Here is a 22,242-nt window from a genome sequence, read left to right as displayed (position 1 = left end):
GAGGTGACCACCCCAGCCACCCGGGCCGAGGCGCTGCACCTGACCGGCGAACGGACCGTCCCCGGCATCGCCGAGGAGAACTACTGGTTCCGCCGCCACGAGGCCGCCTACCTCGCCCTGCTCCCCCACTGCGCGGACGCGACAGTGCTCGAAGCCGGCTGCGGCGAGGGCTACGGCGCGAGCCTCCTCGCGACCACGGCCCGCCGGGTGCTCGCGCTGGACTACGACGTGCCGACCACCGAGCACGTCGCCCGCCGCTACCCCGAGGTCGCCGTCGCCCGGGCGAACCTCGCGTTTCTGCCGGTGCGTGACGGCGCTGTCGATGTCGTGGCCAATTTTCAGGTCATCGAGCACCTGTGGGACCAGGCCGGGTTCCTCGCCGAGTGCCGGCGGGTGTTGTCGCCAAACGGCAAACTGCTGGTCACGACGCCGAACCGGCTGACCTTCACCCCGGACAGCGACACCCCGCTGAACCCGTACCACACCCGAGAGCTGGCGCCGGCCGAACTGGCCGGGCTGCTCACCGACGCCGGATTCACCATCGAAGCGCTCCACGGCCTGCACCACGGCGAGGCCGTCCGCACGCTCGACGAGCGCTATGGGGGTTCGATCATCGACGCCCAGCTCGACGTCGTCATGGGCTCGCTGCCGGGTCAGGCCGTCTGGCCCGGCGCCTTGCTGGCCGACGTCGCCGCGATCGAGGCCACCGGGTTTGACATCCACGGCGACGACCTCGACGCCAGCCTCGACTTGATCGCCGTGGCGGTGCGCCGATGAACGAAGGCACCTTTTGCCTCGTCGTGCACAGCCACCTGCCGTGGCTGCCGCACCACGGGAGCTGGCCGGTCGGCGAGGAATGGCTCTACCAGGCGTGGGCGCATTCGTACCTGCCGATGGTCGACCTGCTCGAGCGGTTCGCCGCCGAAGGCCGCCGAGACGTGCTGACGCTGGGTGTCACGCCGGTGCTCGCCGCGCAGCTCGACGACCCGTACAGCATCCGCGCGTTCCACGACTGGCTCGGCCACTGGCAGCTGCGCGCCCAGCACGCGTCGACGTTGTGGCGCGGCGACCCGGTCCTGCGCGAGCTCGCGGCGGCCGAACATCGCACGGCGGTCCGCGCGGCGGAGGAGCTGGGCACCCGCTGGCGCCACGGCTTCTCCCCCATCCTTCGTTCATTGGTCGACAACTCGACGATCGAGCTGCTCGGCGGGCCGCTGGCCCACCCCTTCCAGCCCCTGCTGGACCCGCGGGTGCGCGAGTTCGCGCTGAACGCCGGCCTCGCCGACACGGCGCTGCGAATCGGGTCGCGGCCCGAAGGGATTTGGGCGCCGGAGTGCGGCTACGCGCCTGGTATGGAAACGGACTACGCGGCCGCCGGCGTGCGGCGGTTCATGGTCGACGGGCCGTCGCTGCGCGGCGACACCTGGGCCGCGCGGCCGGTCGGCGACAGCGACGTGGTCGCTTTCGGACGAGACCTAGAAGTCACCTACCGCGTGTGGTCACCGAAGGCCGGCTACCCCGGCCACGCCGCCTACCGCGACTTCCACACCTGGGCGCACGAGGTCGGGCTCAAGGCATCGCGCGTCACCGGCAAGACGGTCGAGCCGCCGGACAAGGCGCCGTACGACCCGTCGCTGGCCGCGGACGTGCTCGGGCTGCACGTCAAGGACTTCGTCGACACCGTGGTGACGCGGCTTCGGTCGTTGAAGAAGCAACACGGTCGTGAGGCGCTTGTGGTCGCCGCGTACGACACGGAGCTGTTCGGGCACTGGTGGCACGAGGGGCCGGCCTGGCTGGAGGGCGTGCTGCGCGCGCTGCCTGAGGCGGGCGTCCGGGTGACGACGCTGAAGGGCGCACTCGACGCAGGGCTCGTCGGCGAGCCGATCGCGCTGCCCGCGTCGTCGTGGGGGTCGGGCAAGGACTGGCGCGTCTGGGACGGCGAGCAGGTCAAGGACATGGTCGACGCCAACACCGCGTTGCAGGAACGTCTCCTCGCACTCGTTGCCGAATTACCGACAACGGCCCGCGACACCGTTGCCGACCAGGCCGTGGCCGAGGCGATGCTGGCGCTGGAGAGCGACTGGGCCTTCATGGTCACCAAGGACTCCGCCGCGGACTACGCGCGTCGCCGCGCGGCGGTCCACACCGAGCGCTTCGACGCCTTGGCCGGATTGCTGCGACGCGGCGAGCGCGCACGGGCCGAGGAGCTGGCGGCCACCTACCGCGCCGACGACGGACCGTTCGGGCACCTCGACGCCCGGGCGCTGAAGCACGACTGAAAGGGACTCCATGGGGATCCACGAAATTCCGGTCAAGACCCTCGACGGACAGGACAGCTCGCTGGCCTCCCTCGCGGGCAAGGCGCTGCTCGTGGTCAACGTCGCGTCGAAGTGCGGCCTGACCCCGCAGTACTCCGGCCTCGAGCGGCTGCAGGAGCGCTTCGGCGGCCAGGGCTTCTCCGTTGTCGGTTTTCCGTGCAACCAGTTCGCGGGGCAGGAGCCGGGCAGCGCGGAGGAGATCCAGACGTTCTGCTCGACGACCTACGGCGTCACCTTCCCGCTGTTCGAGAAGATCGACGTCAACGGCGACGACCGGCACCCGTTGTACACCGAGCTGACCAAGACGGCCGACACCGACGGTGCCTCCGGCGACGTCCAGTGGAACTTCGAGAAGTTCCTGGTCGGCGCCGACGGCGAGGTCCTGGCGCGGTTCCGGCCGCGGACCGAGCCGGAAGACGACGCGGTCGTCAAGGCCATCGAGGCCGCGCTCCCGGCGTGACACGGGGCGGGGGACGTCGTGTCCCCCGCCTTCCCCGGAATTCACCGGATCGACGGGTTTCTGCGGCCATCCGGGTACCACGGAAACGGTACCGAAAATGATTCCCATGATCCGGTCGGGCGGTTCCCGGGTGATCAGCCTGCCCTTTTCCCCACTGCGCACCGAATACTTTTCACGACGCCATTCCGGCGCCGATGTGCGGAGAAGGGATCATGGGATGACTACCTCCAGACGACGGGCCGCGCTGGCCGCGTTCCCCGTGGCACTCGGGCTGTTGCTGGCCGGCCCCGCGGTGGGCACCGCGGCGGCCGCGCCGTCGTCCGACGCGGCGAGCCAGGCTCACCACTGCGTTCTGTGCGTCGGCCACCACCATCACCACGGGCACATCAACCTCCTGGGTCTGCACCTCGGGCTCTGGCTGCATCTGTAGTTCCCGGGCGCGCCGGGGCGGAGTGCGGCCGCCCCGGCGCGGCGCCGTTCACAGGCCGAGCTGGTCGCGCCCGACCGCGTCGAGGTCGTCGATCGTGGCGCGGCCGGTCCAGTTCACTTCGTAATCTTCGGGAGCGAAATCGCCCGGGCTCGCGCCGGCCAGGAATGCCCGGCCGCACTTTTCGGCGTAGGCGGCATTCTTCGCGCAATGCGGGCTCGCCGGGATGTACATGACGTTTCCCCAGCGATCCGGATTGGTGCCGTCGGCGACCGAGTGGATGACGTCGCCGTGCCACCAGACCGTATCGCCCGGTTCGACGTCGGGGATCGAGGTCAGCGCGGGCAGCAGGTCGTCGTGGTACTTGTCGCTCACCGGCAGGGCCTGGCCGTTGGCCGCGCCGCAGAGGTCATCGTCGGGGATGTCGTCCTGCAGTGCGCGGAGCAGTACGTACGTGATCGCCGACGGGATCGGCACCACGTGCAGGACGCCGTCGCCCTGGTTCATTTCCGACAACGCCGTCCAGCCCTGGAAGGTGCGGAAGGCCGAGCACATGACCGTCGACGGGTATTCGTCGACTTCGGTGCGGTAGGCGCCGTCCCAGGGGTCGTACCGTTGCCAGTTTCCAGCGAAGACGTGGCGGAACACCTGCTGGTAGGCGGGCAGCAGCCAGCGTTCGACCGAACCCGAGTCGGTGTGGGCGGACAGGCCGAGCGACGCCGAGCCCGGCGGGCGCCGACGGATCCGGTCGGGGTAGGCCGTGTCGCGATCGGGGTCGAACCAGACGCGGCCCTCGGACTCGTGCCGCCAGAAGGAGTTGAGGAACCGCCGGACGGCGACCATGTGCTCGTGCTGGCGGGCCTGGATCTGCGGCTTCGACCAGTAGACCGGGTAGATCTGCGGCTGGCTCGACGCGAGGCCGGCGAAGACGTCGTCGGCCGGGCCCTGGTACGTCGCGGCGAAGTCGTTGCCGTCGAGGTACGTGGCCAGTTCGGCGTCCCAGGCTTCGGCTGTTTCGCGGGCGAAGGTGCCTTTGACGACGGCGCAGCCCCGGCGTCGGACGGCGTCGAGCGTGCGCTGCGGCACGGTCCCGTCGGCGATGTCGCGATAACGGACGACAGGGAAGGCGTCCGGGTCGGCGGCGACGGCATCGACCTCCCGCCGCATCTCGTCGCGGACCGCGGCGAACACGCCGGCGACGTCGCCGATGCGGGCGCGCAGCTCGTGCTTGGTCCGCGAGATGGCCTCGGACATGTTCGCGGGCAGCTCTGTGGTCGTCATCGGTGTCCTCACGATCTTTGGTTAGGACTCCTTACTAGAATGTCCCGGCTACGGTAACCCCTGTCCGTCTCCCGCCACAAGAGGTGCGATGTCCGACCCCGACCGGCCGCTTCCGCGCCTGGCGATGCTGCGGGCCATGACCGACCGCACGGTGCTGGACCACGTCTTCGTCCACGGACGGACCACGCGCGCCGAGCTCGCCGCGACCACCGGGATCTCGAAGCCGACGATCTCCGAGTCGGTCCGCCGGCTGGAGACGGCCGGCGCGCTGCGGGCCACCGGCACCGACCAGACCGGCCGCCGCGGCCGGATCGCCACCTTCTACGAGCTGGCCGCCAACGCCGGTCGCGTGGTCGCCGCGGAGGTCAACCAGCAGGGCGTCCGCACGATCACGACCGACCTGACCGGGACGGTCCTGGCCACCGAGCGGCACCCGCCCGGTGACCGGCCGGTGACGACCGCAGTCCGGGATGCGGTCGCCGCGGCGGGCGGAGTCGGCTCGGGTCCGATACGGGCGATCGCGATCTCGGTGGCCAACCCGGTCGACCCGGTCACACACGAGGTCGTCGCGCTGCCCGGGTCGCCTTTTCCGGAGGGGACGCTCCGGGCCGGGGAGATCGGGCATGACGTTCTGCTCGACAACGACGTCAACTTCTCCGCACTCGCCGAACGACGAGAGGGCGCCGCCCAGGAGGCGAAGAGCTTTGCTTACGTCTACGTCGGCGCCGGGCTCGGCGTCAGTCTCTATGTCGGCGATCAGCTCGTGCGGGGCGCGCACGGGCTGGCAGGCGAGATCGGGTACCTCGACAGTTCGGGGTCGACGCTCGCGTCGGCTCTCGCCGACCAAGGCTTCGGCAGGTCCGACGCGCCTTCGCTGGACGTCGACGCGATCTTGACCACGCTCGACCAGGCCGCCGGCGACGCCGTGGCCGCCGAACGACTACGGCTGCTCGGCGCGACGCTCGGCCGGGCCGTCGCCGCGATCTGCACGATCGTCGACCCGGACCTGGTGCTGCTGGGCGGCCCGGCAGGGAGCCGGCCGGGCCTCGTTGCCGAAATCCGGCAAACGGTCCGCGCCGCGGCGCCGGGGCCGGTCCGGGTGGAGGCGGGAGCGGTGACGGACTCGGCGGCCCTGCGCGGCGCGTTGTTGTCGGCGCTCGACCACGGGCGTGATGGGCTGGTCAAGGCCGTCGCCGAAAACTGACCAGACCGCGAACCCGCTGGTACGGACGGTCGCCGGGAATCGACCGAGGCAGCTCAGGCCGAGCCGGCCTCGATCACCGCTCGCACGCACTTCGCGACCACCGACGGGTCGACCTTGAGCACTCTGCGGTCGTACGTCAGCAGGCCGTTGACCTCGTTCTCGACATCGGTCGTCTGGGTGTAGATCGCGCCGGACAAACCCCGCTCGACGACCACTCGCTCCAGCGCGGCGCTCACCTCCGCGTAGCGCTCGGTCAGCCGCTCCCGGGTCTGCGTCATTTCGTACGCGTTCGGCGGGCCCGGCCAGCGGTGGTCGTCCAAGACCAGGCCGAGGCCGCCGTACTCGCCGTCGACGATCGCCCGGCCGTCGGTGACCGCCGGCGCGCCCGGGCCGACGTACGTGTGGTCGTCGTAGACGTCACCCGCGCCCGTGTCCGGGCGGGAGAAGCAGCAGTTGACCCCGCTGTTCGCGATCACCAGCCGGGTCGGGTCGAGGGCCTTGACCAGTTCCGCGACACGGGCCGTTTCGAACTCGCCCCAGCCCTCGTTGAACGGCACCCAGCCGACGATCGACGGGACCGCCCGCAGTTGAGTGATCATTTCGATCAATTCCGCTTCGAACCGCTCGCGAGCCTGCGGGACCGGGTCCGGCGCGATGCCGGGCGGGCCGTCGAACGACACCGTCAACGACGGCATGTCCTGCCAGACGACCAAGCCCAGCGTGTCGGCCCAGAAGTACCAGCGCGCCGGCTCGACCTTGACGTGTTTGCGGACGAAGTTGAAGCCCAGCTCCTTCGTCTTCTCGAGGTCGAAACGCAGGGCGTCGTCGGTGGGCGCGGTCGAGATGCCGTCCGGCCAGTAGCCCTGGTCGAGTGGGCCGTGCAGGAACGTGGGCCGGCCGTTGAGCGCGATCCGCGGGCGGCCCTCGGCGTCCGGGAGCAGGCCGATCGTCCGGAGGCCCGCGTAGCTACCGACTTCGTCCAAAACCGCGCCATGCCGATCGAGCAGGCGAACGCGCAGTGTGTAGAGGTGCGGGTCGTCGGGCGTCCAGAGCCGTGGTTCGGGAACGTCCACGCGCACCGACGTCCCCGTCGCGCCCGAACCGCGTGCCACCTCGCCATCCGTGGTCGAAATGACGACCACGACCTCGGCGCCGCCGGTGACCTGCGGGAACACTGTCACGCCGGTGAGGTCCGGGGTCAGGTCGAGGCGTTCGACGCGCGTTTCGGGCACCGGCTCGAGCCACACCGTCTGCCAGATTCCGGACGACGCCGTGTAGCAGATCCCGCCGGGCGCGTTGCGCTGCTTGCCGACCGGGAAAGGCTCGATGTCGGTGCGGTCCTCGGCGCGCACGGTCAGCTCCTGCGGCCCGGACGCCCGCAGGACGTCGGTGATGTCCGCGCTGAACGCCGTGTAGCCGCCTTCGTGCGTCGCGACGAGCTGGTTGTTGACCCATACCTTCGCCGTCTGGTCGACCGCACCGAAGTGCAGGAGGACTCGCGAGCCGTGCCAGTCCGCCGGGATCTCGACAAGCCGCCGGTACCAGAGGACCTCGTCGCGTCGGTCGATTCCGGACAACGCCGACTCCGGCGGGAACGGGACCAGGATCCGCTCGGCGTAGCCGGACGGCCGTGGTTCATCCGGCGACGACGGCCAGCCGGCGTACTCCCAGACGCCGTTGAGGTTCAGCCAGCGTGGCCGGGTCAGCTGCGGCCGTGGGTACTCAGGCAGGGCGTTGTCCGGGCCGACCTCGCCGGTCCACGGGGTGGACAAGGGCGGGTCGAGCCGGCGCCAGCCGGTGTCCTCTGGTGAAGTCATCCCGGCCGATGGTGGCAGAGATCGCCGGGCTCGCCAGTGAGTCGGACCACAATCCGCGACCGATCTAGCCGGTCGGGTGGCACGGGCGCCGCCGGGCCGTTCCGACTCGCGAGTAACCTCTGCCCATGCGTGTGCTGATGCTGTCCTGGGAGTACCCGCCAGTGGCCATCGGTGGCCTGGCCCGGCACGTGCACGCGCTCGCCTGCCACCTGGCCCGGCAGGGTCACGAGGTCGTCGTCCTCTGCCGGCACGCCGCGGGCACCGACGCCGGGACGCACCCGCGCACCGACCGTGTCGTCGAGGGCGTGCGGATCATCCGGGTCGCCGAGGACCCGATGCACGTGACGTTCGAACGCGACCTCGTCGCCTGGACGCTGGCCATGGGACACGCCATGATCCGCGCCGCGCAGGACCTGCTGCGCGGCTGGCAGCCCGATGTCGTCCACGCGCACGACTGGCTGGTCGCGCACCCGGCCATCGCGATCGCCGAGGCGGCGCGAGTGCCCTTGGTCGGCACGATCCACGCGACCGAGGCCGGGCGGCACTCCGGCTGGCTGTCGCATCCGCTGAACCAGCAAGTTCACTCGGTCGAGTGGTGGCTGGCGAACCGCGCCGACGCACTGATCACCTGCTCGCAGGCCATGCGCCGCGAGGTCGCGCATCTCTTCGAGGTCGAGGCCGGCGATGTCACGGTGATCCACAACGGCATCGAGGAACGCGGCTGGCAAGTGCCGGCGAAGGAGATCGCCCGGGCCCGCGAGGTCTACAGCCCGGCCGGGGCGCCGCTGTTGCTCTATTTCGGACGACTCGAGTGGGAGAAGGGCGTGCAGGACCTGCTGGCCGCGCTCCCTCGCATCCGGCGCCGCCACCCCGGCACGCGCGTGGTCGTTGCCGGAAAAGGACGACACTTCGACGAGCTGGTCGAGCAGTCGCGGAAGCTGCGGGTGCGGCGCGCGGTCGACTTCGTCGGGCACCTTTCGGACCGCGACCTGCGGGCGGCGCTGGCCGCGGCCGACGCCGTCGTGCTGCCCAGCCGGTACGAGCCGTTCGGGATCGTCGCACTGGAGGCCGCGGCCGCGAAGGCGCCGCTGGTGGCGTCGACTGCCGGCGGGCTCGGCGAGGTCGTGGTGCACGGCGAGACCGGGCTGGCGTTCAGCCCCGGCGATGTCGCGGAACTGGCCAACGCGGTGACGGCCGTGCTGGCCGATGCGCCGGCCGCGGCGAAGCGGGCAAAGGCCGCGCAGGCGCGGCTGGCCGCGGACTTCGACTGGGGCCGGATCGCCGAGGCGACCGCCGCGGTCTACAAACGGACCAAGCCGGGCGAGCCGGTCGAGCTGCCGCGGCCGAAGATCGCCACCGGCAATGCGTTCGAGCCGGTCGCGGCCGGGATCCCGGAACTGTAGGTAGCAGTCGCCGACTCAGTGACAACGAGTGCTCGGCGAAGCGATCGCCCGGGTCGACCGAGCATGGGCCGGCTGTCTGCTTCAAAGCTCGCGAAAGCCGAACTGTAGGTAGCGGACCGCTCAGAAACGGCAGGACCGGAGACAGTCGGGGTGCGCCGACGCGGGCGCGGTCACCGTCACCACCGCGCCGAACGAGAACGAAAACACGACGAAGACGGTCGCGACGGCAGCTCTCAACCTGCTGGTCATGGGGACTCCTCAGGACAACGGCGCAAGGTAGCGCCTCGCAGCGAGCATCCGCGCCGGTTCCCGGGGAAACAATAAGCGGAACACTACGGGCCGGTACCCATTCGCCTTCCGTGACCGGTCAGCGGGTCCCGGTCAGGATGCGCACCCGGACCCGTTCCCGCAGTGGTCCGTGCGGGGCCACCGCCTCCCGGACGCTTTCGGTGAAGGCCGGCCGCGCCTCGGCCGCCGGCAGCTGCGCCGGGCTCATGGCCGAAAAAGACCACCGACGATCTCCTCGACACTCAGCGTCGCGTCATACGCGACGACCTGGGCAGCTACCGCGTACCCCGCCGCCGAGAGGGCGTCGGCATAGCGCGTCTGGCTCGTCTCGTCCGTGCCGCACGTGCTGTGCAGCGGTGTCCCCAAATACGACGAGACCACCTCGCGCAACGCCACCGACCACGCCGCGTCCTGCAGCCACAGCGGCTCGCCGTTGGTCACCACCGCGACACCGCCGCCCGGGCGCAACAGCGGACGCACCGCCGCGAACAGCCGGGCGTGGTCCATCCAGTGCAACGCCTGCGCCACCGTCACCGCGCCCAGCCGGCCCGCGCCGAGAGCCGGGGACAGCGCGCCGACGTCGGAGTCCGCGCCCAGGAGCCAGCTCACGTTCGGCGGCGAACCCGCCTTGCGGGCTTGGCCGAGCATCGCGGGCTCCGGGTCCATGCCCAGCACCGCGCCCACGCGGGGCGCCAGGACCCGGGTGAGCTGGCCGGTGCCGCAGCCGAGGTCGAGCACGACGTCCTCGCTTGTCAGCGTGAACGCCGCAGTCAGCGCCTCCCCCACCGCGGGTGGGTAGCCGCGGCGGTACCGCTGGTAGTACTCGCTCACTTCGCCGCCGAACGCCGGTGCCGTCATGCGCCCGAGCATGCCCATGGCGGGGCCCGGCCAGGAGCGATTACGCGTGAAGCGGACTCAGAAGATCGGCAGCAGGACGCCGTGCTCGGACTCCGGGCGCGGACCGAAGATCCGGCGATCCGACGACTCGATCGGCACGTCGTTGATGCTTGCCTCCCGCCGACGCATCAGGCCTTCGTCGCTGAACTCCCACAGCTCGTTGCCGTAGCTGCGGAACCACTGGCCCTCGGCGTTGCGGGATTCGTACTGGAACCGGACGCCGATGCGGTTGCCGCGGAAGCCCCACAGCTCCTTGCGCAACGCGTAGTCCAGCTCGCGCTCCCACTTCGCTGTCAGGAACCTGACGATCTCCGCGCGTCCCACGACGTGCTGGTCGCGATTGCGCCAGACGGAATCCTCCGTGTAGGCCAGCGAGACGCGCTCGGGGTCGCGCGTGTTCCAGGCGTCCTCGGCGGCCTGGACCTTCTGGCGGGCGGTGTCCTCGTCGAACGGCGGGAACGGCGGACGCGGGGTCATGAGTCTCTCCTTCACCGGTGGAGAACGGGCGTTCTCCGGTAGCCTAGAGAACGCTCATTCTCCGCACCAGAGGCAGGTGACATGACTCCCACGGAGGCGACCGACCGGCTCCTGGAAGCCGCCGAGGAGCTCTTCTACGCCCACGGCGTCCAGGCGGTCGGAATGGACGCCGTCCGCGCGCGCTCGGGCGTCTCGCTCAAGCGGCTCTACCAGACCTTCCCCGCGAAGAACGACCTGGTCGAGGCCTATCTCCGACGCCGGGACGAGCGGTGGCGAGCGTCGTTGCGCAAATTCGTCCACGCCCGCGGCGATGACCCGCTGGCCGTGTTCGGCTGGCTGCGGGACTGGTTTTCCGAACCCGGCTTCCGCGGCTGCGCGTTCGTCAACTCGTTCGGCGAGTTCGGCGAACCGGCGCCGGGCGTCGCTGCCGCGATCCGCGAGCACAAGGATCTCGTCCGCGCCTACCTGCGTGGTCTCGTTTCGGACCAAACCACTGCCGACCAGCTGTTCTCGCTCGTCGAAGGCGCGACCGTGCTCGCCGCGATCACCGGAGATCCGAGCGAAGCGAGCACGGCCCGCGAAGCCGCAAAGGTCCTTCTGGCCGCTCAGGGGTAGAGCGTCAGCTTCGGGTCCAGCGCGATCGCCTTCAGCTGGGCGAGAGTCAGCGGCGGCGGCATGTCCGGCGGGACGTCGTGGCGCTGCTTCGCACTGTCCGCGACGTTCTCCGCCTCGATGATGACGCCGGTGCCGTCGGGCTTGGTGACGTTGACCTGGTTGACGGTCGCGTCCTGGGGAAGGGCGAACGTCAGCGCGACAATCTGCTCGCCGTGCGGCCCGGACGTCCGGTCGCACGTGCCCTGCGCGCCTTCGGGCGGCGGGTTGCACTCGGTGGCCGGCGTGGCGTTGCCGCCGAGCCGGGTGACGATCGCCCAGACGTTGCCCTTGCCCGCCTTGCCGGCCGTCGTCGCCGCGGCCATGAAGTAGTCCTCGCCGCCGCCGCACGTGCTTCCGGACGCCACTCGCGCGGAGAACACGTGGAAGAAGGTCAGCGGCCCGTGCTGCTTCCCCTTCGGGTACTCGCCGTCGGCGTGCGGCTGGAGCTTCGTCCCGGCCGCGACCCGCTGCTGGACGGCGGCGGTCAGCACGCCGCTGAGCCGGTGCGCCGCGACGTCGGCGGTCTCCGGCGCCGGCGGCCCCGTCTGCGGCGGGTAGGGAGACACGGCGCACGGGTCGGATGACGCCGACGGTGGGCTCGCGGGCACCACCCTCGCCGGCCCGGGTTCGCCGGGCGTGAACACGGTTGTCGCGACGACGACCACGGCTGCGACGCCCGCGCCGGCGGCTGTCCACGGCGCCACCCGCGCGCGACGGCGTTCGCGGTTCAGCACCGCGTCGAGATCCACCGTGGACACCGGCACCGCGCCGATCGCCGCGTCGAACTGTTCCTTGCTCATGGCCCCTCCTTCAGCTCTGGCTCGCGGCGACGAGCGCGCGCAGCGAGTCGAGCCCGCGCGCGGTCTGGCTCTTCACGGTTCCGGGAGAACACTCGAGGATCTCGGCGGTCTCCTCGACGGAAAGGTCGCAGTAGTACCGCAGCACCACCGCGGCCCGGCGCCGCGGCGGCAGCACGTCGAGCAGCTCGAGGAGACCGAGTCGCTCGACGACGTCGTCGCTGGGTGGCACGACCAGCTCCGGCAGCGTCTCCGCCGGTTCCTCGCGCCGCCACGCCCGGGCTTTCTCGTCGAGCCACGTCCGCACCAGGATCCGGCGCACGTAGGCGTCGACGTGATCCATCCGCCGAGCCCGCGGCCAGTGCCGGTACAGCTTGCCGATGGTGATCGACACCAGGTCGTCCGCGAGGTGCCAGTCGCGGCACAGCAGGTAGGCCGTCCGGCGCAGGACGTCCATCCTCGCCGTGACGTAGTCGCGGAATCCTGCCTCTTCCGGCCGTCTCACGTGGTCCTCCTCGTCGCCCTCACACCGTCTCAAACGGGGTTCGCGGGCGCCGGGGTTGCTCGGAGAACGACAAAAACGAAACTGGCCCGGCGACGGGGAGCCACCGTCGCCGGACCAGTTCCGGACCACACCATCCCAATCAGTGTGGATCCGGTTGCCCCTCGTCAGGTAGGGGCAACCGGGGCCCTGCTACCGGGCGTCTGTGAGGTACCGCGCGTAGGCGCCCGTGGTGAGGAAGCTCGGCAGCTTTTCGCCCAGCGCGGTTTCGGTGAAGATCTCGTACGCGTCGTCGAGGCGGTTACCGGTGCCCAGCTCCGCCTGCACCGACGCGAGCTCTTCGTCCAGGTACTCGACCGCCAGCTCGCGGGTCAGCGCCGTGCCGTCCTCGAGCTTCGTGCCGTTGCGGATCCACTGCCAGACCTGGCAGCGCGCGATCTCCGCCGTGGCCGCGTCCTCCATCAGGTTGTGGATCGCCGCCGCGCCGGTGCCGCGCAGCCACGCGTCGACGTAGCGCAGCGCGACGTTGATGTTCGCGCGCACGCCCGCTTCGGTGACCTCGCCGCCGGCACTGGCCACGTCGAGCAGGTCCTCGGCGGTGACGTGGACGTCGTCGCGCAGCTTGCCGAGCTGGTTGGGCCAGCCGCCGAGCACGCCGTCGAAGACCTCGCGGCAGATCGGGACCAGGCCCGGGTGAGCGACCCACGAGCCGTCGAAACCGTCGCCGGCCTCGCGTTCCTTGTCGGCGCGGACCTTCTCGGCCGCGGTCGCGTTGATCTCCGGGTCCTTGCTCGGGATGAACGCGGCCATGCCGCCGATGGCGTGCGCGCCGCGCTTGTGGCAGGTGCTCACCAGCAGTTCGGTGTAGGCACGCATGAACGGCACGGTCATCGTGACCTGAGCACGGTCCGGCAGCACGAAGTCGGCGCCGTGCGCGGCGAAGTTCTTGATCAGGCTGAAGATGTAGTCCCAGCGGCCGGCGTTGAGACCCGCCGCGTGCTCGCGCAGCTCGTAGAGGATCTCGTCCATCTCGAACGCGGCGGTGATCGTCTCGATCAGCACGGTCGCGCGGATCGTGCCGCGCGGGATGCCGAGCTCGCGCTGCGCCAGCAGGAAGACGTCGTTCCACAGCCGCGCTTCGAGGTGGTTCTCCAGCTTCGGCAGGTAGAAGTACGGGCCGACGCCGCGAGCGAGCAGCTGGCGGGCGTTGTGGAAGAAGAACAGGCCGAAGTCGACCAGGCTCGCCGAGACCGGACGGCCGTCGATGCGGATGTGCTTCTCCACCAGGTGCCAGCCACGGGGGCGCGCGACGATCGTCGCGGGCTCGTCGCCGATCGTGTACTGCTTGCCGGCCTCGGTCGTGAAGTCGATGTTGCGGCGGATCGCGTCGAAGAGGTTGAGCTGGCCGTCGATGACGTTGTGCCACGTCGGCGACGTCGCGTCCTCGAAGTCCGCCAGCCACACCTTCGCGCCGGAGTTGAGCGCGTTGACCGTCATCTTGCGGTCGGTCGGGCCGGTGATCTCGACGCGGCGGTCCTCCAGGCCGGGCGCGGTCGGGGCGACCTGCCACGACTCGTCGTCGCGGATCCGGCGCGTTTCGGGCAGGAAGCCGAGCGGCTTCTCACCGGACTGCAGTTCCTCGCGCCGCACGCGGCGGGCGTCGAGCAGCTCGCGCCGGCGTCCGGCGAACGTGTTGTCCAGCTTGGCCAGGAAGTCGAGTGCCGCCGGGGTCAGGATCTCCGCGAACCGGCCGTCGACCTCGCCGGTGACCTCGATGCGGTAGTTCAGCCGATCAACCATGGGGTGCCTCCGCGAGCTGTGGGCAGGGAAGGAAAGAAGGGGAGGGACGCGGCCTGACGACGGAGGGGGGTGCGCCGTCAGGCCGCGGCCGGGATCAGTGGAACTGGGCTTCTTCGGTGGAGCCCTTGAGCGCCGTGGTCGAGCTCTCCGGGTTCAGCGCCGTCGCGACGTTGTCGAAGTAGCCGGTGCCGACCTCGCGCTGGTGCTTGGTGGCGGTGTAGCCGCGGCTCTCCGAAGCGAACTCGCGCTCCTGCAGGTCGACGTAGGCGGTCATGCCCTCGCGGGCGTAACCGTGCGCCAGGTCGAACATCGAGTAGTTCAGCGCGTGGAAGCCGGCCAGCGTGATGAACTGGAACTTGTAGCCCATGTGGCCGAGCTCGCGCTGGAACTTCGCGATCGTCGCGTCGTCCAGGTGCTTCTTCCAGTTGAACGACGGCGAGCAGTTGTAGGCCAGCATCTGGTCCGGGAACTTCGCCTTGATGGCCTCGGCGTACTTGCGCGCCACCTCGAGGTCCGGCTCCGAGGTCTCCATCCAGAGCAGGTCGGCGTACTGGGCGTAGGCCAGGCCGCGCTCGATGCACGGCTGGATGCCGTTGGTGACCTCGTAGAAGCCCTCGGCGGTACGGCCGCCGGTGAGGAACTGCTGGTCGCGCTCGTCGACGTCGCTGGTCAGCAGCGTCGCGGCCTGCGCGTCGGTGCGGGCGACGATCAGCGACGGCACGTTCAGCACGTCCGCGGCGAGACGGGCGGCGTTCAGCGTGCGCTCGTGCTGCTTGGTCGGGATGAGGACCTTGCCGCCGAGGTGGCCGCACTTCTTCTCGGACGCGAGCTGGTCTTCCCAGTGCACACCCGCGGCGCCGGCCGCGATCATGCCCTTCATCAGCTCGAACGCGTTGAGCGGGCCACCGAAGCCGGCCTCCGCGTCGGCGACGATCGGCGCGAACCAGTCGATGTCGGTGTTGCCCTCGGCCCAGTTGATCTGGTCGGCGCGGCCCAGCGCGTTGTTGATGCGGCGGACCACGGCCGGCACCGAGTTGGCCGGGTAGAGGCTCTGGTCCGGGTAGGTCTGGCCGGACAAGTTGGCGTCGGCCGCGACCTGCCAGCCGGACAGGTAGATGGCCTGCAGGCCCGCGCGGACCTGCTGGACGGCCTGGTTGCCGGTCAGGGCGCCGAGCGCGTGGATGTAGTCCTCGGTGTGCAGGAGGTCCCACAGCTTCTCCGCGCCGCGGCGGGCCAGCGTGTGCTCCTCGACCACGCTGCCGCGCAGCTTGACGACGTCCTCAGCCGAGTAGGAGCGCTGCACGCCCGCCCAGCGGGGGTCGTTCGCCCACTGCGCCGCCAGCTCCGCGGCCGCCTGCTTGGCCTGTTCCGTCATCGGATCTCCCGGTGTTGCGAAGTTTGCGATTGCTCGCCTTGCCTGATCCGACCCTCGCACGGCTGGGAAAATCGGGTCCAGCTGTCCAAGTTGCCAATTTGTGCGAAGGGTACGTAGGCTGCTTGCAAAGGTTGCGAATAGCCGTTTCGCAACCGCACCGAAAATCCGCGTTCTTGACCGTTCACGTAACCGTTCAGGACCGGAAACCTTCCGGAGAGGACGGCTCGAATGGAGAAGACTTTCGCCGGAGCGAGGTTGCGGCATCTGCGTGAAAGCCGGTCGATGAGCCAGGCCGACCTCGCTCGTGTGCTGGAGATCTCACCCAGCTACCTCAACCAGATCGAGCACAACTCGCGTCCGCTGACCGTCCCGGTGCTGCTGCGGATCACGCAGGCGTTCGGGGTGGACACCGAGTTCTTCGCGAACAACGACACGTCCCGGCTGGTCGCCGACGTCAAGGAAGCCCTGCTCGACGAGGTCCTCGGCATCGACGTGACGACCAGCGAGCTCAACGAACTGGCGTCGAACCTGCCGGCGATCGCCCAGGCGCTGGTCAAGCTGCACCGCAGCTACCGCAACGCCGTCGAGAGCACCGCCGCACTGACCACGGAAAACGGCCTGGGCATGCACGGCAGCGCGGCGGCGGCGCTGCCGCACGAGGAGGTCCGCGACTTCTTCTACGAGCGCGAGAACTATGTCGCCGAACTGGACGAACGCGCCGAGAAGATGGCGGCCGACATCCCGCTGCAGCGCGGCCAGGTGCTCGGCGCGCTGAAGGAACGGCTCTGGCAGCGCTATGGCGTCGAAGTGACCAACGACGGGATCGACGAATCCGCCGGTCAGCAGCACCTCTACGAGCCCGTGACGCGCGTGCTGCGCCTGGCGCCGAGCCTGCGCGTCGGGCAGCAGGCGTTTCGCATGGCTTCGCAGATCGCGCTGCTCGAGTACGACGACCTGATCACCGAGCTGGCCGACTCGTGGGCGTTCTCCGGGCCGGCGGCGCGTTCGCTGGCGCGGGTCGGCCTGGCGAACTACTTCGCGGGGGCGCTGATCCTCCCCTATGGACCGTTCCTGGCCGCGGCCGAGCGGTTCCGCTACGACATCGAGCGGCTGTGCGACCACTACGGCGTCGGCTTCGAGACCGTGTGCCACCGGCTGTCCACTTTGCAACGTCCCAAGCAGCGCGGGGTGCCGTTCTCCTTCGTGCGGGTGGACCGGGCGGGGAACATGTCGAAGCGCCAGTCCGCGGCCGGCTTCCACTTCTCCCGGGTGGGTGGCGCCTGTCCCCTGTGGAACATCTACGAGGCGTTCACCCAGCCGGGGAAGATCCTCACCCAGATCGCGACCCTGCCCGACGGGAAGAGCTACTTCTGGGTCGCGCGCACGGTGTCCCGCAACATCGGCGGGTATGGCAGCCCGGGCAAGACGTTCACGGTGGGCTTGGGCTGCGAACTGCGGCACGCCGGGCGGCTCGTCTATTCGACCGGCCTCGATCTGGACGAGCCCGCCGCGGCGACGCCGATCGGGATGGGCTGCAAAGTCTGCGAACGGCCGGCGTGCTCGCAACGCGCGTTCCCGACGATCGGCAAGCAGCTCACCGTCGACGAGAACACCAGCACCTTCGTCCCCTACCCGGCGGTGCCGAAGGGCTGATCACCCGATCACGTGCGTGGTCCACTTCGACTCGTCCGGGCCGAGCAGCGTGATGCGGTCGAGCAGCGCCTGGCTGTCGACGCCCGCGGCCTGCGGGTGGTCGATCGCGACGCAAGCCTTGAGCCCGTTCTTCGTCGCGCAGACCGGCTTGCCGAGGCCGTCCGCCTGGCCGCCGGGGAGCGAGACCGTGATCGTCGCCAGCGCGCCGTTCGACGAGTACTGCAGCACCGCCCGCCACGGGACGCCGTCGCTGTCGGGGCGGCGCCACAGGGAGATGTCGGCGACCCGGAAGGTCCCCGGCAGGCTGTCGATGTGCAGCGGCAGCGGCACCGGCCGGTTCGCGAACGTGACCTCCCCGGCGACCCGCAGCAAGACCTGCTGCAGGTCGGGAAGGGCGAGGTAGTACGCGTTCAGCTCGGCCCAGCGGCCGTCCGCGGTCGGCCAGCGCAGGTAGCTGTTGCCCTGGTTCAGCGGGTCCCCCGCATCGGTCGTGACCCAGTAACCGTCGCGGTCACCGACCCGGACCGGAACGCGCACCGCCCGCCCGCCCATGTCGTGCCGGCGGTCCAACGGCGGTTCCTGGTCGTACACCGCGAGCCAGATCATCGGCGGCAGGTCGCCGCGGCCGATGGCCAGCGCGTAGTCGCCGTGGCCGCCGCGGCCGTACTCGATGCCCGTGATCGGCTCGGGCAGCCAGCCGAAGCTCGCCTTCGTCACCAGCGGGTCGTCGGTGGGCGCCGGGGCGAGAGGGGCGGGCTTGGGCAGGACGGCCGCCGGCGCGGGCGGTGGCGTGGGCCGGAACACCGACACGGCCGTCAGGCCCGCGGCCGTCACGACAGCGGCGCATCCCAGGACGAGGGCCGTGGTCCGCGCGCGACGACGGCGTCCCCCGATCCGGCGCGCGCGGTCGACGTCGATCCGGGGCGGCGGCGCGGGCTTGTCGGCCAGTTCCTTCAGCATCGTGGACAGCTCGGTGTCGGTCATGCTCGTCCCTCCGCAATCGGCTCGCCCAGCAGCTCGCGGAGCGTCTCCACGGCCTTCGCGGTCTGGCTCTTGACTGTGCCTTCGGAGCACCCGAGGGCACGGGCGGTTTCGGCGACCGGCAGGTCACCGAAGTAGCGCAGGACGACGGTCGCCCGCTGACGCGCGGGCAGCCTGTCCAGCGCGGCGCGCAGGTCGAGCGCCGAGTCGACGTCCGGGCCGGGCGCCGGAGGCGGGTCGTGGTCGATTCCGCGCAAATCCACCCGCCGCCACCACGACTGCCGCTGCTCGGCGAGGAACGCGTTGACCAGCGTCCGGCGGGCGTACCCGTCCAGGTTGTCCGCCCGGGCGGCCCGCGACCAGTTCGCGTAGAGCCGGGTGATCGCCGTCTGGACCAGGTCGTCCGCCCGGTGCCAGTCGCCGCAGAGCAGGTACGCGACCTTGCGCAGCCAGCCGGCTCGTGCCGTCACGTACTCGGTGAAGTCGTTCACCGGCGCCCCCTGTCCTGTTCGTCACCCCTTTGATGCGCCCGGAGGCCCGCGCGGTTGCCCGGGACGCCCGAGTCGTAGATTCATCGAGGTGCATGACATCGACACGGTGACCGCGGCGACCATCGAAAAGGCGGCCGAGCGGCTGGCCGGGGTGGTGACCCGGACCCCGCTGGAGCCGAGCGCGCGGCTGTCGTCCCGGGTGGACGCCCAGGTCTGGGTGAAGCGCGAAGACCTGCAGACCGTCCGGTCGTACAAGATCCGCGGCGCCTACAACTTCATTGTCCAGCTGGACGACTCGACGCGTGCCTTGGGCGTCGTCTGCGCCAGCGCCGGCAACCACGCCCAGGGCGTCGCGTACGCGTGCCGCCGGCTCGGCGCGAACGGCCGCGTGTACGTCCCGGGCACCACGCCGCGGCAGAAGCGCGAACGCATCGCGACGCTCGGCGGCGCGCACATCGAGGTCATCGTTGTCGGCGAAACGTACGAAGACGCCTTCGCCGCGGCCAACGAGGACGCGCAGCGCACCGGGGCGACGCTCGTGCCGGCGTTCGACGACGTCCGCACCGTCGCCGGCCAGGGCACGGTCGCCTTGGAGGTCATCGAGCAACTCGGCTTCGTGCCGGACGTCGTGGTCGTGCCGGTCGGCGGCGGCGGGCTGCTCGCCGGAGTCGGCAGCTGGCTGCGGGAGCGGCACCCGGACGTCCGGGTCGTCGGCGTCGAACCCGCGGGGGCGGCGTGCATGGCGGCCGCCCTTGCCGCCGGGGAGCCGGTGCGGCTGCCGGAGCTCGACTCGTTCGTCGACGGCGCCGCCGTGCGCATCGCCGGCAACGTCACCTACCCCTTGATCCGCGAGAGCGGCGCCGAGCTGACCTCGGTCGCCGAGGGTGCCATCTGCACCGAGATGCTGGCGATGTACCAGTCCGACGGGATCATCGCCGAGCCCGCGGGCGCGCTGGCCGCGGCCTCGCTCGGCTCGGTGGTCCAAGTGGAGCCGGGGCAGACCGTCGTCATCGTGGTCTCCGGCGGCAACAACGACGTCAGCCGCTACAGCGAGATCCTCGAACGCTCGCTGATGCACGAAGGGCTGAAGCACTACTTCCTCGTCGGGTTCCCGCAGGAGCCGGGCGCGCTGCGGCGGTTCCTCGAGCAGGTCCTCGGGCCCGAGGACGACATCACCCGCTTCGAGTACGTCAAGCGCACCAACCGCGAGATGGGCCCTGCGCTGGTCGGCGTCGAAATCGCCCGGTCGTCCGACCTCCCGGGCCTGCTGGCGCGGATGGACGCGAGCCCGCTACAGGTGGAACGGATCGAGCCGGGCAGCCCCCTGTTCCACTTCCTGCTCTGAGGGCGTGGTCCACTAGGCGGATGGTGAAGGTCGACGGGGTCCGCAGTGTCGAGGCGTTGCGCGAAAAGGTCCACGAGGGTGCGGAGCCCGAATACCTGCTGTTCTACGGGCACACGCCCACGAAGTCCGGGCGGGTGACGGCGAGCTGCCTGAGCCAGTGGTGGGCCGACCCGTTCGAGGCCGACGGCGTCGTCTATCCGACCGCCGAGCACTACATGATGGCCGGCAAGGCCGCGCTGTTCGGTGACCACGAAAAGGCCGCGCTGATCCGGGAGACGCCCGAGCCGAAGGCGGCGAAGGTGCTCGGCCGCGAGGTCGCCGGGTTCGACGCCGCCACTTGGGAGCGGCACCGGTTCGACATCGTCGTCGACGGCAACCTGGCCAAGTTCCGGGCCCACCGCGACCTGCGCCGGTTCCTGCTCGGGACCGGCGAGGCGGTGCTCGTCGAGGCGTCGAAGAAGGACCTCGTGTGGGGCACCGGCCTCGCGCGCGAGGAGAAGAACGCGGCCAAGCCGGACTACTGGCGCGGGCTGAACCTGCTCGGCTTCGCGCTGATGGAGGTCCGCGAGCAGCTGCGCGCCCGCTGATTCACGGCTTGGGCGTCGGTGCGCCGGGGCACGCCTCGGACGTCGTCTGACCTGTGTCGAAGAAAGTGACAACGGCTTCGGCGCACGGCAGTGACGACAGCGATCCGTGGGCGTCGTCCTCGACGGTCATCAGCGTGCCGCCGATCTTGCGCTGCATCTCGAGCGCCCAGCCGATGGGCGTGACCGGCTCGTAGACGTGGCCGACGAGCTGCAGCGGGCTTTGTCCTTTCGCGAACGACCACGGCCGCGCGTCCAGCGGCCAGCCGACGCAGAGCTGTTCGTAGAGGCCGTAGCCGCCCGCGACCGGCAGGCGCTTCATGCGGTCGAGGCGGTGCTGCCAGACGGTGTCGAAGTCGCGGGGGCTCGGCGACTCGTTGCAGAGCAGGGCCGTCTGCTGGAAGTGGTTGAACGCCTGCGGCTCGCCGTCCCAGCCGAATCCCGTGGTCGTTTTTCCGACAACCGGCGCGCGGCCGTCCCGGATAGCCGCGAGCTGCTTCGCCAGGCCGGCCCACTCGCGGCGTGGGTTGGCGAGCATGCCGTTCACGGTCGCACCGAACTTCGCCCGCAGGTCGAGGAGGGCCTCCGCGACTACGGGCTCGGTGCTCCCGAAGTGGTAGACGACGTCGTAGCGGGCAATCCAGGACGCGAACTCGTGGAAGGTGTTCTCGCCGGCGGTCGCCTGGGCGTCGTCCATTTCGGTGACATTCAGGTCCGGCGCCATGACGGAGTCGAGCAGCATCTTGTCGACGTGGTCGTCGAAGAGCGACCGGTACTGCGCGCCGAGCGCGGTGCCCCAGGAGACGCCGTAGTAGCCGATCTTGTCCTCGCCGAGGGCTTGCCGGATCCGGTCCAGGTCGCGGGCGATGGTCGGCGTGGTCAGGTTTCGGACAAAGGCGGGATGCGCGGCAACGCACTCGCGGTTCGCGGCGGCCGTGCGCTCCGCGGCTTCGCGGGCCTTCTCCTTGTCGGGGACGCCGAGATCGGGCTCCGGGAAATCGACCGCGCACGGCAGGTCGGCGCTGTACCCGACGCCCCGCGGGTCGAACCCGACGAGGTCGTGATGAACACCGATGCCACCGGCGTGACTGTCGGCGATGCTGCGCGGCATGGTCAAGCCGGACTGACCGGGACCACCCGGATTCAGCAGGACGGCACCGGTCTTCGCGCCGGTCGCCTTGATCCGGCTCACGGCGATGTCGATTTTCGGACCATCGGGGTCGGCGTAGTCGAGCGGGACCGGGACCAGCGTGCACTCGCTGCGCTGATCGCCGGAATCCCAGCCTTTCGCGACGGCGGAGCAGAGCTGCCAGGAGACGCCGTCCGCGGCGGCGACCGCGGGGACGGCGGGAACGAGCGCCGCGGCGGCGAGCATGGGGATGGCGAACCGGGTGATCGACATGGGCCCAGGCTGCCGGGAGCGCGGACGCGGGAGATCGGCCGATCAGCCGATGATCACCGCCGAACGGCCGGGGACGAGACGATGGT

23 protein-coding genes are annotated in these 22,242 nt (G+C 70.5%); 10 read left to right on the top strand and 13 right to left on the bottom strand.

Features of this window, described 5'->3' with window-relative positions:
- The first annotated feature begins 3 nt into the window (after positions 1-3).
- From QSK39_RS47845 to QSK39_RS47830, 4 genes are all read left to right on the top strand, one after another.
- Entirely contained in the window at positions 4-777 is a 774-nt protein-coding gene (locus QSK39_RS47845) for a class I SAM-dependent methyltransferase (protein WP_285484504.1), read from the top strand.
- Entirely contained in the window at positions 774-2,279 is a 1,506-nt protein-coding gene (locus QSK39_RS47840; RefSeq protein ID WP_285484503.1) for a 1,4-alpha-glucan branching protein domain-containing protein, read from the top strand. Before QSK39_RS47845 ends, QSK39_RS47840 begins: the two co-directional genes overlap by 4 nt.
- Before the next feature lie 10 nt (positions 2,280-2,289).
- Entirely contained in the window at positions 2,290-2,778 is a 489-nt protein-coding gene (locus QSK39_RS47835) for a glutathione peroxidase (RefSeq protein WP_285484502.1), read from the top strand.
- Between the two features lie 217 nt (positions 2,779-2,995).
- Positions 2,996-3,208 carry a hypothetical protein gene (locus QSK39_RS47830; protein WP_285484501.1) on the top strand — a complete coding sequence of 71 codons (213 nt, stop codon included), beginning with the start codon at positions 2,996-2,998 and terminating at the stop codon, positions 3,206-3,208.
- A 48-nt stretch (positions 3,209-3,256) separates the two neighbouring features.
- On the opposite strand, the gene QSK39_RS47825 is transcribed toward QSK39_RS47830, so the two are convergent.
- Positions 3,257-4,486 (bottom strand): YbiU family protein, encoded by a 1,230-nt coding sequence (locus QSK39_RS47825; protein ID WP_285484500.1) that lies wholly within the window; start codon positions 4,484-4,486, stop codon positions 3,257-3,259.
- An 88-nt stretch (positions 4,487-4,574) separates the two neighbouring features.
- On the opposite strand from QSK39_RS47825, the gene QSK39_RS47820 reads away from it, so the two are divergent.
- Positions 4,575-5,690 carry an ROK family transcriptional regulator gene (locus QSK39_RS47820; protein WP_285484499.1) on the top strand — a complete coding sequence of 372 codons (1,116 nt, stop codon included), beginning with the start codon at positions 4,575-4,577 and terminating at the stop codon, positions 5,688-5,690.
- 53 nt (positions 5,691-5,743) lie between these two features.
- Here the strand turns inward: QSK39_RS47820 and QSK39_RS47815 are convergent, their stop codons facing one another.
- Positions 5,744-7,507 (bottom strand): glycoside hydrolase family 2 protein, encoded by a 1,764-nt coding sequence (locus tag QSK39_RS47815; protein WP_285484498.1) that lies wholly within the window; start codon positions 7,505-7,507, stop codon positions 5,744-5,746.
- Between the two features lie 125 nt (positions 7,508-7,632).
- Between QSK39_RS47815 and QSK39_RS47810 the strand changes: the two genes are divergently transcribed.
- On the top strand, positions 7,633-8,910 hold the full coding sequence (locus tag QSK39_RS47810) for a glycosyltransferase family 4 protein (protein ID WP_285484497.1): 1,278 nt from the start codon (positions 7,633-7,635) through the stop codon (positions 8,908-8,910).
- Between the two features lie 120 nt (positions 8,911-9,030).
- On the opposite strand, the gene QSK39_RS47805 is transcribed toward QSK39_RS47810, so the two are convergent.
- From QSK39_RS47805 to QSK39_RS47790, 4 genes are all read right to left on the bottom strand, one after another.
- On the bottom strand, positions 9,031-9,159 hold the full coding sequence (locus QSK39_RS47805) for a hypothetical protein (protein WP_285484496.1): 129 nt from the start codon (positions 9,157-9,159) through the stop codon (positions 9,031-9,033).
- A 118-nt stretch (positions 9,160-9,277) separates the two neighbouring features.
- Positions 9,278-9,406 carry a hypothetical protein gene (locus QSK39_RS47800; RefSeq protein ID WP_285484495.1) on the bottom strand — a complete coding sequence of 43 codons (129 nt, stop codon included), beginning with the start codon at positions 9,404-9,406 and terminating at the stop codon, positions 9,278-9,280.
- Positions 9,403-10,056, bottom strand: a complete 654-nt coding sequence (locus QSK39_RS47795; RefSeq protein WP_285484494.1) for a class I SAM-dependent methyltransferase — start codon at positions 10,054-10,056, stop codon at positions 9,403-9,405. The genes QSK39_RS47800 and QSK39_RS47795 overlap by 4 nt, the downstream gene beginning before the upstream one ends.
- 57 nt (positions 10,057-10,113) lie before the next feature.
- The gene (locus QSK39_RS47790) at positions 10,114-10,572 is read right to left on the bottom strand and encodes a nuclear transport factor 2 family protein (RefSeq protein WP_285484493.1); all 459 of its coding nucleotides are present in this window, start codon (positions 10,570-10,572) and stop codon (positions 10,114-10,116) included.
- A gap of 81 nt (positions 10,573-10,653) precedes the next feature.
- On the opposite strand from QSK39_RS47790, the gene QSK39_RS47785 reads away from it, so the two are divergent.
- Positions 10,654-11,187, top strand: a complete 534-nt coding sequence (locus QSK39_RS47785) for a TetR/AcrR family transcriptional regulator (RefSeq protein ID WP_285484492.1) — start codon at positions 10,654-10,656, stop codon at positions 11,185-11,187.
- Here the strand turns inward: QSK39_RS47785 and QSK39_RS47780 are convergent.
- From QSK39_RS47780 to aceA, 4 genes are all read right to left on the bottom strand, one after another.
- Positions 11,178-12,026 (bottom strand): hypothetical protein, encoded by an 849-nt coding sequence (locus QSK39_RS47780; RefSeq protein ID WP_285484491.1) that lies wholly within the window; start codon positions 12,024-12,026, stop codon positions 11,178-11,180. The genes QSK39_RS47785 and QSK39_RS47780 overlap by 10 nt on opposite strands.
- Before the next feature lie 10 nt (positions 12,027-12,036).
- Positions 12,037-12,528: a SigE family RNA polymerase sigma factor gene (locus QSK39_RS47775; RefSeq protein ID WP_285484490.1), complete on the bottom strand. Its 492-nt coding sequence runs from the start codon at positions 12,526-12,528 to the stop codon at positions 12,037-12,039.
- Positions 12,529-12,717: 189 nt separating this feature from the next.
- The gene (gene aceB, locus QSK39_RS47770; RefSeq protein ID WP_285484489.1) at positions 12,718-14,325 is read right to left on the bottom strand and encodes a malate synthase A; all 1,608 of its coding nucleotides are present in this window, start codon (positions 14,323-14,325) and stop codon (positions 12,718-12,720) included.
- A gap of 94 nt (positions 14,326-14,419) precedes the next feature.
- A complete protein-coding gene (gene aceA, locus QSK39_RS47765; protein WP_284743188.1) occupies positions 14,420-15,700 on the bottom strand; it encodes an isocitrate lyase in 1,281 nt (426 codons plus the stop codon).
- Between the two features lie 228 nt (positions 15,701-15,928).
- Here aceA and QSK39_RS47760 point away from each other — a divergent pair, with 228 nt between their 5' ends.
- Positions 15,929-17,353: a short-chain fatty acyl-CoA regulator family protein gene (locus tag QSK39_RS47760; RefSeq protein ID WP_285484488.1), complete on the top strand. Its 1,425-nt coding sequence runs from the start codon at positions 15,929-15,931 to the stop codon at positions 17,351-17,353.
- Here the strand turns inward: QSK39_RS47760 and QSK39_RS47755 are convergent, their stop codons facing one another.
- Together QSK39_RS47755 and QSK39_RS47750 are read right to left on the bottom strand one after the other, a co-directional pair.
- Positions 17,354-18,337, bottom strand: coding sequence for a hypothetical protein (locus tag QSK39_RS47755; RefSeq protein WP_285484487.1), 984 nt, complete (start codon positions 18,335-18,337; stop codon positions 17,354-17,356).
- On the bottom strand, positions 18,334-18,825 hold the full coding sequence (locus tag QSK39_RS47750) for a SigE family RNA polymerase sigma factor (protein ID WP_285484486.1): 492 nt from the start codon (positions 18,823-18,825) through the stop codon (positions 18,334-18,336). The genes QSK39_RS47755 and QSK39_RS47750 overlap by 4 nt, the downstream gene beginning before the upstream one ends.
- Positions 18,826-18,913: 88 nt before the next feature.
- Here QSK39_RS47750 and ilvA point away from each other — a divergent pair, with 88 nt between their 5' ends.
- Positions 18,914-20,170 (top strand): threonine ammonia-lyase IlvA, encoded by a 1,257-nt coding sequence (ilvA, locus tag QSK39_RS47745; protein ID WP_285484485.1) that lies wholly within the window; start codon positions 18,914-18,916, stop codon positions 20,168-20,170.
- Between the two features lie 20 nt (positions 20,171-20,190).
- Positions 20,191-20,757, top strand: coding sequence for a riboflavin biosynthesis intermediates N-glycosidase (ybiA, locus tag QSK39_RS47740; protein WP_285484484.1), 567 nt, complete (start codon positions 20,191-20,193; stop codon positions 20,755-20,757).
- Between the two features lies 1 nt (position 20,758).
- Here the strand turns inward: ybiA and QSK39_RS47735 are convergent, their stop codons facing one another.
- Positions 20,759-22,156: an alpha/beta fold hydrolase gene (locus QSK39_RS47735; RefSeq protein ID WP_285484483.1), complete on the bottom strand. Its 1,398-nt coding sequence runs from the start codon at positions 22,154-22,156 to the stop codon at positions 20,759-20,761.
- Positions 22,157-22,242: the final 86 nt, after the last annotated feature.

Source organism: Amycolatopsis sp. NBRC 101858 (genome assembly GCF_030269325.1).
GTDB classification, from domain to species: domain Bacteria; phylum Actinomycetota; class Actinomycetes; order Mycobacteriales; family Pseudonocardiaceae; genus Amycolatopsis; species Amycolatopsis ponsaeliensis.
This window is presented reverse-complemented; position numbering and strand designations above follow the sequence as displayed.

Excerpts from the sequence above, each read along its gene's own strand:
- QSK39_RS47840 (WP_285484503.1), top strand. The coding sequence starts at position 774 with ATGAACGAAGGCACCTTTTGCCTCGTCGTGCACAGCCACCTGCCGTGG.
- QSK39_RS47835 (WP_285484502.1), top strand. The coding sequence starts at position 2,290 with ATGGGGATCCACGAAATTCCGGTCAAGACCCTCGACGGACAGGACAGC.
- QSK39_RS47830 (WP_285484501.1), top strand. The coding sequence starts at position 2,996 with ATGACTACCTCCAGACGACGGGCCGCGCTGGCCGCGTTCCCCGTGGCA.
- QSK39_RS47825 (WP_285484500.1), bottom strand. The coding sequence starts at position 4,486 with ATGACGACCACAGAGCTGCCCGCGAACATGTCCGAGGCCATCTCGCGG.
- QSK39_RS47820 (WP_285484499.1), top strand. The coding sequence starts at position 4,575 with ATGTCCGACCCCGACCGGCCGCTTCCGCGCCTGGCGATGCTGCGGGCC.
- QSK39_RS47815 (WP_285484498.1), bottom strand. The coding sequence starts at position 7,507 with ATGACTTCACCAGAGGACACCGGCTGGCGCCGGCTCGACCCGCCCTTG.
- QSK39_RS47810 (WP_285484497.1), top strand. The coding sequence starts at position 7,633 with ATGCGTGTGCTGATGCTGTCCTGGGAGTACCCGCCAGTGGCCATCGGT.
- QSK39_RS47805 (WP_285484496.1), bottom strand. The coding sequence starts at position 9,159 with ATGACCAGCAGGTTGAGAGCTGCCGTCGCGACCGTCTTCGTCGTGTTT.
- QSK39_RS47800 (WP_285484495.1), bottom strand. The coding sequence starts at position 9,406 with ATGAGCCCGGCGCAGCTGCCGGCGGCCGAGGCGCGGCCGGCCTTCACC.
- QSK39_RS47795 (WP_285484494.1), bottom strand. The coding sequence starts at position 10,056 with ATGACGGCACCGGCGTTCGGCGGCGAAGTGAGCGAGTACTACCAGCGG.
- QSK39_RS47790 (WP_285484493.1), bottom strand. The coding sequence starts at position 10,572 with ATGACCCCGCGTCCGCCGTTCCCGCCGTTCGACGAGGACACCGCCCGC.
- QSK39_RS47785 (WP_285484492.1), top strand. The coding sequence starts at position 10,654 with ATGACTCCCACGGAGGCGACCGACCGGCTCCTGGAAGCCGCCGAGGAG.
- QSK39_RS47780 (WP_285484491.1), bottom strand. The coding sequence starts at position 12,026 with ATGAGCAAGGAACAGTTCGACGCGGCGATCGGCGCGGTGCCGGTGTCC.
- aceB (WP_285484489.1), bottom strand. The coding sequence starts at position 14,325 with ATGGTTGATCGGCTGAACTACCGCATCGAGGTCACCGGCGAGGTCGAC.
- aceA (WP_284743188.1), bottom strand. The coding sequence starts at position 15,700 with ATGACGGAACAGGCCAAGCAGGCGGCCGCGGAGCTGGCGGCGCAGTGG.
- QSK39_RS47760 (WP_285484488.1), top strand. The coding sequence starts at position 15,929 with ATGGAGAAGACTTTCGCCGGAGCGAGGTTGCGGCATCTGCGTGAAAGC.
- QSK39_RS47755 (WP_285484487.1), bottom strand. The coding sequence starts at position 18,337 with ATGACCGACACCGAGCTGTCCACGATGCTGAAGGAACTGGCCGACAAG.
- ybiA (WP_285484484.1), top strand. The coding sequence starts at position 20,191 with ATGGTGAAGGTCGACGGGGTCCGCAGTGTCGAGGCGTTGCGCGAAAAG.
- QSK39_RS47735 (WP_285484483.1), bottom strand. The coding sequence starts at position 22,156 with ATGTCGATCACCCGGTTCGCCATCCCCATGCTCGCCGCCGCGGCGCTC.